Source organism: Deltaproteobacteria bacterium (assembly GCA_003696105.1).
Lineage (GTDB): Bacteria > Myxococcota_A > Polyangia > Haliangiales > J016 > J016.
Window position 1 is genome coordinate 1 of record RFGE01000152.1, and the last position, 7,009, is coordinate 7,009.

The window sequence follows — 7,009 nt, forward strand, 5'->3', positions numbered from 1 at the left end:
GCCGCAGGTGAAGAAATCGACCGCCGCGTAGCCGTATTCGGGCCACGTATGAATGGACAGGTGGGACTCCTCGACGACGACGACCCCACTGACGCCCTGCGGGGCGAACTCGTGGAACATCGAGCCGACGACGGTCGCACCGGCAGCCTGCGCCGCGCGTCGCATCAGCGGCTCGATGGTCCCGCGATCGTCGAGTACCGCAGGGTCGCATCCGTGGTACTCGGCGAGCACATGTCTGCTCCGCGTGTCCAACGGAGGCGTAAGAATACGGATGCGGCGCGGCATTGCAAGGCCATCCGGAAAAAACCGGCGCCGGCGCGCGGGGGCCCCGCCGAACGCGGGTCGCTCCGGCGTCGGCCGGGCCCCGCGGGCGGCCCCGAGCCCCGCCATGCGCCCGAGCCGTCCGGCCGCGCCCGGCCGCGCGCCGCGTCCCGCCCCGGTGGCCGCGGCGTGCGGGCACCGCCGGCCGCGCGCTTGCCCGCCGCCGGCGGCGAGCGTATCAAGGAGCGATGGCCGATCTGGACGAACTGCGGCGACAGCTCGCCGCCGTCGACCGAGAGATTTTCGAGCGAGTCGCCCTGCGCCTGCGGCTGTCGTCGGACATCGGCGCGGCGAAACGGGCGCTCGGGCGGTCGCCGCGGGACTACGCGCAGGAAAAGCAGGTGATCGAGCGCGGCCGCGCGGCGGCCGCCGAGCTCGGGTTTTCGCCGGACCTCGCCGAGAAGCTGCTCGTCCAGTTCATCGAGTCGTCGCTCGCCGTGCAGGAGCGGGATCAGGTCGTCGCGCGCGGCGGCGGGGACGGCAAGCGCGCGCTCGTCATCGGCGGCCGCGGCAAGATGGGCGGCTGGTTCGCCCGGTTCCTCGCGTCGCAGGGGTACGCGGTGGAGGTCGCGGACCCCGCCGGCGACGCCGACTACGCCGACTGGCGCGACGCCGACCTGGCGCACGACGTCATCGTGGTCGCCGCCCCGCTGCGCGCGTCCAACGCGATCCTCCACGAACTCGCCGCCCGGCGCCCCGCCGGGCTCGTGTTCGACATCGGTTCGCTCAAGAGCCCGCTGCGGTCCGGCCTCAAGGCGCTGGTCGACGCGGGAGTCCGCGTGGCCTCGGTCCACCCGATGTTCGGCCCCGACACCGAGCTACTGTCGGGCCGGCACGTCATCTTCGTCGACGTCGGTGTGCCCGATGCGGTCGACGAGGCCCGCGCGCTGTTCGCGCCGACGATGGCGATCCAGGTGTCGATGGATCTCGAAAGCCACGACCGCACCATCGCGTACGTGCTCGGCCTGTCGCACGCGCTGAACATCGCATTTTTCACGGCGCTGGCCGAAAGCGGCGAGGCGGCCCCCAAGCTCGCGGAGCTGTCGAGCACCACGTTCGAGGCGCAACTCGACGTCGCGCGCAAGGTGGCCTCCGAAAACCCGCACCTGTACTTCGAGATCCAGCACCTCAACGACTACGGCACCGAGGCGCTGGGCGCGCTGCTGCTGGCGGTCGAACGGGTGCGGTCGGTGGTGCGCGCCGGAGACGAGTCCGGGTTCGTGCGGCTGATGGAGCAGGGCCGCGCGTACCTCGCGGGGCGCCGGTGATCCCGGACCGCGCGGACGTCGCGATCGTGGGCGCCGGCACCGCGGGCGCGGCAGCCGCGGCGCTGTGCGCGCGGCGCGGCCTGCGGGTCGTGTGCGTCGACCGCCGCCCGCTGGATGCGGCGGGAGCTCGGTGGGTCAACGGCGTGCCGGCCGCCGCGTTCGACGCCGCCGGTATCGCGCGGCCGACCGGGGCCGAGTGCCGCGGCACCGGCGCGCCGTTTCACCTCGTCGCCGGCTGGGGGCCGCAGCGGCTGGTGCTGCGCGACCACGGCGTGTGGGAGGTCGACATGCGCCTGCTCGTGGCGCGGTTGCAGGACGCCGCGCGCGAAGCGGGCGCGGTGCTGGCCGGCGGGGTGCGCGCGACCGCGGCAGGCGGCGGGGCGCTGCACACGGACCGCGGCACGGTGCGGGCCGCGGCGATCGTCGATGCGTCGGGGCTGGCGGGGGCGCGCCTGCTCGGCCAGCCGGCCGTGCGCCGGACCGATCTGTGCGCCGCCGCCCAGGCCGTGTTCGCCGTCGACGACCGCGCCGCCGCCGAGGACTTCTTCGCACGCCACGGTGTATCGCCGGGCGACACGCTGTGCTTCACCGGCATCCACGGCGGGTTTTCGATCCTCAACGTGCGCCTCGCCGGAGGCGACCTGTCGGTGCTCACCGGCAGCATCCCGGCCCTCGGCCATCCATCCGGCGAGCACATCCTGCGGGCGTTCGCGGCCGAGCACGCGTGGATCGGCGCGCGGCGGTTCGGCGGTGCGCGCGCGATTCCGTTGCGGCGACCGTACGACCGGCTCGCGGCGGACGGCGTCGCCGCGCTCGGGGACGCGGCATGCCAGGTGTTCCCGGCGCACGCGTCCGGGATCGGCGCGGGGCTGGTCGCGGCACGTATGTTGGCCGACGCCCTGGCGGATGGCCGCGGGGTAGACACCTATGCGGTGCGCTGGCAGCGTACTCACGGCGGCCTGCTCGCGGCGTACGACGTATTTCGCCGGCTGTCGCAGGCGTTGACGGCAGACGAGCTGGCGCGTCTGATCGAAAAGGGGATCATGGACCCGGACCTGGCCGCCGCCGGCCTCGCGCAGCGCGCGCCGGTGCCGTCGCCCGCGTCGCTGCCCGGCAAGCTGGTGGGCCTGCTGACCGAGCCGGTGCTCGCCGCCCGCATGGCCGATGCGCTCGCCCGCATGGTCGCGGTGCGCGCGCTGTACGCGGCCTATCCGCGGCGACCGGCCGATCGGCCCGCGTGGTCGCGGCGGGTTGCGCGGGTGTTCGGGGACCGCCCCGATCCGGTCTGACGCTGTGCTATAGCGGGGCCGATGGCACGCTTCGCACTGTCCCCGGACGTTCGCCGCGCCGCTCGCCGCATGGCCCGCGCCGCGCGGATGGCCGTACGCGCCGCGGTCGACCCGGACCGGCCGGTCCTCGCCCAGATCATCCCGATGCGGCGGTGCAACCTGGCGTGCAGCTACTGCAACGAGTACGACAAGGTGTCGGACCCGGTTCCGACCGCGGAGGTGATGCGCTGGCTCGACAAGCTGGCGGAACTGGGTACGCAGATTGTCACTCTCAGCGGCGGCGAGCCGATGCTCCATCCGGACGTCGATCAGATCATCGCCGGCATCGGCGCGCGCGGCATGATCTCGGGCCTGATCACCAATGGATACTTCTTACAGGTCGATCGGATCCGCAAGCTCAACGATGCCGGGCTCGAGTACCTCCAGATCAGCATCGACAACGTCAAGCCCGACGACGTGTCGCAAAAGAGCCTCAAAGTGCTCGACGCGAAGTTGGTCAATCTCGCCAACCACGCCGCGTTTCACGTCAACGTCAACGTGGTGCTCGGGTCCGGGGTCGACCGCCCCGAGGACGCGCTCACGATCGCCCGGCGCGCGCGCGAATTGGGCTTCGCCACGTCCGTAGGCATCATTCACGACGGGTCCGGTCGCCTTCGACCGCTATCTGCCGAGGAGCGGCGCGTCTACGACGAGGTCACGCGCACTGGCCTCGGCATGTACAACCGGATTCGCAGTTTTCAGTCCAACTTGATCGAAGGCCGGCCCAACGACTGGCGCTGTCGTGCCGGTGCGCGCTACCTGTACATTTGCGAGGAGGGCCGGGTTCACTATTGTTCGCAACAGCGGGGACACCCGGGGATCCCGCTGGCCGACTACACGGTCGAGGACATCCGCCGCGAGTTCCATACCCCCAAGGGCTGCGCGCCGCTTTGCACCATCGGCTGCGTCCACCGCGCCTCCGTGCTCGACGGCTGGCGGCCGCAGCGGGGGTAGGTGGCTGTCGCGCATCGCCGCCCGCCGCGGTGGCGATCTGCGCGCGATCTGCGCCTCACGTCCGCGCGCCCGCCGCCACCGTACGCGCATACGCGCCCTCGTGCGCTGCGGGCGCGCGCCGAGCTTCGACCGGCTAATCGCAGGCGCCGGTCGTGCAGTCGCAGGGAGTGTCCTCCCCGCAGGTATGTACGATCTGCCCGGTGGCGAAGAAGGTGCCCATTTGTTCGATTGCACGCGGTTTATTGCGCGGCAACTGGTGGGCGTCGTTTTCCGCGGGCGGCGTGTTCGTGAGCGGCAGCGGGCCGTCACCCCCGTCCCATATTACGAGCGCGCTGTCGAGCGGGCCCTCGGTTTCCGGCACGCCGTATGGCTCGTACACGGCGGGCGCGAGCGTCGGCAATCCGATCGCGCGCGCCTCGTACTCCGTCGCCACATTGGAGACCTCCGCGTCGGCGACGGCCATGTGAATCAACACCTGCTTGGCCGGAGTGCCCGGGATCGCGCCGGTGAGCAGGTCCGGCACACTGCCGACCGGATCGGTGCGGTCCCATTGCATCTGCATCAAGTTCAGCAGGAGGGCCATGTCGAGCGGGTCGGGGTAGGCGCCGCCGAGGATGGTCCGGTACGTTGGCCAGTCGAGGGAGCGCTCGAGCATCATCGAGTAATTGGCGGCGGCCACGCCGAGCACGCCGCGTTCGATAAACGGATCGTACGCCAGCACCGTGCCGCCGAAGATGCCGCCCTGTGAGTTGCCGTAGTAGTACACCTTGGTCGGGTCGACGAGCGAGTTGCCGTCCCCGTCCACGAATAGAGTGGCGGCCATCGGACCGCGCGCGATGTGTTCGAGCGCGATGAAGTTGACGATCCCCTGGACGAGGGTGTCGAAAATCCACGGCCCTTTGTTGGCGTCGTTGAGCGCGGCGGCGACCTGGGGCAGATCGCGGCCGCTCATGCCACGCCACGACGTGCCGACGACCACCATGCACAGCTGGGCCGAGGCCTTGCGGACCGCGCCGTGTGCGACCTCGTCCGGCGAGCCCATCAGTCCGTGGCCGTAGATGATGATCCCGACCGGTTCGGCGGCGTCGTACGCGCACGCCGGCACGATCGCGACGAAATCGGTGTCGTACATGCCCTGCATCGCCGGCAGCCCGGCGGCGTCGCGCGCGAGCTGCGTGCCGGGCGCAAACGCCCCGTTCTGGGTGAGAAACAGCGGCGCCGTGAAACTACCCTCGACGACGCGCGCGATCACGGCGCCGTCTTCGAACGGTTCGTCGCTGTCAACGGTGTACGTGAGGTTTTCCCCGGCATCGCCGATCGCGGCAATCGCCGCGTCTCGGGCCGCGAGCACGTCGTCGCGCGCGGCGCCGACCGACTGAGTGGTGAAATCCCACGCGACGACGACATCGCTCCGGTCGATCCCTTGCGCTTCGAGTGCCGCGAAGATCGCGTCGTAGCGGTCGCGAATGCGCTCGAGTCGGTCGTGATCGGTCGCCGTGCCGTCGACGATGGCTCGAAATCCCTCGGGGGTGGGTAGGTCGCTGCCGTCCCGGGCTTTCAGCGATCGCCGGATCGCCACCGCGTAGCGGTGGCCGAACTTCAGCGGAGCAGCGGGGCGAATGTACAGGGCCTGCTTGTCGGGCGTGTCCTCGGCGCTGGCGTCGACTTCGGCGAAGTGCGCGACTCGCTCGCCCGTGTCCATATCGACGAGGACAGTAGGACTGGCGTCCGTGAGACTGGCGGGGTAGTTCGTAAACGGGACGAGCGGGGACGGGTCGACGCCGCCCGGAAATGCCGTGATGATCGGCGCGGCGATCGAGAAGCCGTCCAGCCGATTGAGCGGCGCCGGGTCGATCGCGATGCCGTCCTGGTTGGTCGGCAGTGCGCCGGCCGGCACGTCCAGGCGCATCCCCGTCGGCGCGGTCGTGTCTGGCGCCTCGTAGAGCGCCGACGGCCACGGCGTGATGCAATTGAGCCCACCGAGCGGATTGCATTCGGCGGGCGTCGACAGGACCGGCGCGTCGCCGCCGCACGCGGCGACGGCGACGACAGCGACGACGAAAGCGGCGGCTACCGTACGCATGGCGTGGGTACGATAGCGCACTGGCGAGGCGAACGGGGCGGCCGGTGAGCGCCGTCGCCAGCGACCGGACTCGGCGACCGCAGTCGACCGGGCACGGGTCGCGGTACGCATCCGGCCGCATCCCGGGGCCGCGGCCGGCGCTACTTCTTGCGCTTGGTCTTCTTGCCGCTCGTGGCGGTCTTCTTGCCGCTCGTGGCGGTCTTCCCGCGGCCCTTGCGTTTCGCCACCTTCCGGCCGGCGCGACCGCCCGCCGCCGCCTTTGCCGTCGAACCGCCGCTGTCGGCCGGATAGTAGCGTGTGGCACGGCGCTGACCCTCGCGTCGGATCTCGCCGGCCGTAACCATCTTCTTGACGGGCCTCTTGAGGTGTTTGGACGCCACGCCGAGGCCCTTCGCGATCTCCTCGATCCGCTGGCCGGGGTGGGCGGCGATGTACGCTTTGAGCTTTGCGACGGTGGCGGCAATTTGCCGCGGCGAGCGGCGGCCGACAGGTTTGGCCGAGACGGGCGCGGCGGCCGTCGCCCTCGCGCGCTCCGGCGTCGCCGTGGCCGCCGGCGCCGCCGCCGCGGCTTGTTCCGACAAAATCGCTGCCGCTTTGGCCAGCGCAGCGCGGCGCAGCAATTCGGACATTTCGGCGACGAATGCGTCGACCTTGCGAGAGATCTCTTTTTCGATGTCTGCCATGTTACGCAGTTAACAATGCGAGTGTGCAATCTGTCAATTGCAAATGCATGCAACTCAATTGGTTGGCATGCAGTCGCGCGTGGCTCCGTTTTGCGGCCCGGGTCGTAGTACGGCTCCACGGCAGGGTCCCCGATTTCGGCGAGATGCGGTCATGTATGGCTTCGATTCTGACGGTCGGGCCGACGCAAAAAGTGGCCGGGACGGCGCAGGGAGACGATCCAATCGCTGCACCCATTCTGTTTGCCCGGCACGCATTGGCACCACTTGACGCGTGGGCGAATGGGGCACCGAGCCGTTGATGCGCAGATCGATCTCACCGCGTATTGGGCAAGGACTGCGCATTCCAAAGTGTATCGGGGCGCTGCGGCCGCC

Annotated in this window: 7 protein-coding genes; 4 read left to right on the forward strand and 3 right to left on the reverse strand. The window is 70.6% G+C overall.

From position 1 onward, the window contains the following. Nucleotides 1-285 (reverse strand): adenosylmethionine decarboxylase (gene speD / locus D6689_10235; protein ID RMH41726.1); only part of this gene is annotated, 285 nt, incomplete at its 3' end. Between the two features lie 224 nt (nucleotides 286-509). Here speD and D6689_10240 point away from each other — a divergent pair. The 3 genes from D6689_10240 to D6689_10250 are packed head-to-tail and all read left to right on the forward strand — an operon-like array spanning nucleotide 510 to nucleotide 3,871. Then, a complete protein-coding gene (locus D6689_10240; GenBank protein ID RMH41720.1) occupies nucleotides 510-1,589 on the forward strand; it encodes a prephenate dehydrogenase/arogenate dehydrogenase family protein in 1,080 nt (359 codons plus the stop codon). After that, nucleotides 1,586-2,878 carry an FAD-binding protein gene (locus D6689_10245; GenBank protein RMH41721.1) on the forward strand — a complete coding sequence of 431 codons (1,293 nt, stop codon included), beginning with the start codon at nucleotides 1,586-1,588 and terminating at the stop codon, nucleotides 2,876-2,878. The genes D6689_10240 and D6689_10245 overlap by 4 nt, the downstream gene beginning before the upstream one ends. A 21-nt stretch (nucleotides 2,879-2,899) precedes the next feature. Then, nucleotides 2,900-3,871 carry a radical SAM protein gene (locus tag D6689_10250; GenBank protein ID RMH41722.1) on the forward strand — a complete coding sequence of 324 codons (972 nt, stop codon included), beginning with the start codon at nucleotides 2,900-2,902 and terminating at the stop codon, nucleotides 3,869-3,871. A gap of 133 nt (nucleotides 3,872-4,004) precedes the next feature. Here D6689_10250 and D6689_10255 read toward each other — a convergent pair whose 3' ends face one another. Together D6689_10255 and D6689_10260 are read right to left on the reverse strand one after the other, a co-directional pair. Continuing rightward, nucleotides 4,005-6,065: a hypothetical protein gene (locus D6689_10255; GenBank protein RMH41723.1), complete on the reverse strand. Its 2,061-nt coding sequence runs from the start codon at nucleotides 6,063-6,065 to the stop codon at nucleotides 4,005-4,007. A 29-nt stretch (nucleotides 6,066-6,094) separates the two neighbouring features. Then, a complete protein-coding gene (locus D6689_10260; protein RMH41724.1) occupies nucleotides 6,095-6,334 on the reverse strand; it encodes a hypothetical protein in 240 nt (79 codons plus the stop codon). On the opposite strand from D6689_10260, the gene D6689_10265 reads away from it, so the two are divergent. Then, nucleotides 6,324-6,650, forward strand: coding sequence for a hypothetical protein (locus tag D6689_10265; protein ID RMH41725.1), 327 nt, complete (start codon nucleotides 6,324-6,326; stop codon nucleotides 6,648-6,650). The genes D6689_10260 and D6689_10265 overlap by 11 nt on opposite strands. Nucleotides 6,651-7,009: the final 359 nt, after the last annotated feature.

Bases quoted from the DNA above. Each gene is read 5' to 3' on its own strand.
- D6689_10240 (RMH41720.1), top strand. From the start codon at position 510: ATGGCCGATCTGGACGAACTGCGGCGACAGCTCGCCGCCGTCGACCGA.
- D6689_10255 (RMH41723.1), bottom strand. From the start codon at position 6,065: ATGCGTACCGCGACCCGTGCCCGGTCGACTGCGGTCGCCGAGTCCGGT.
- D6689_10250 (RMH41722.1), top strand. From the start codon at position 2,900: ATGGCACGCTTCGCACTGTCCCCGGACGTTCGCCGCGCCGCTCGCCGC.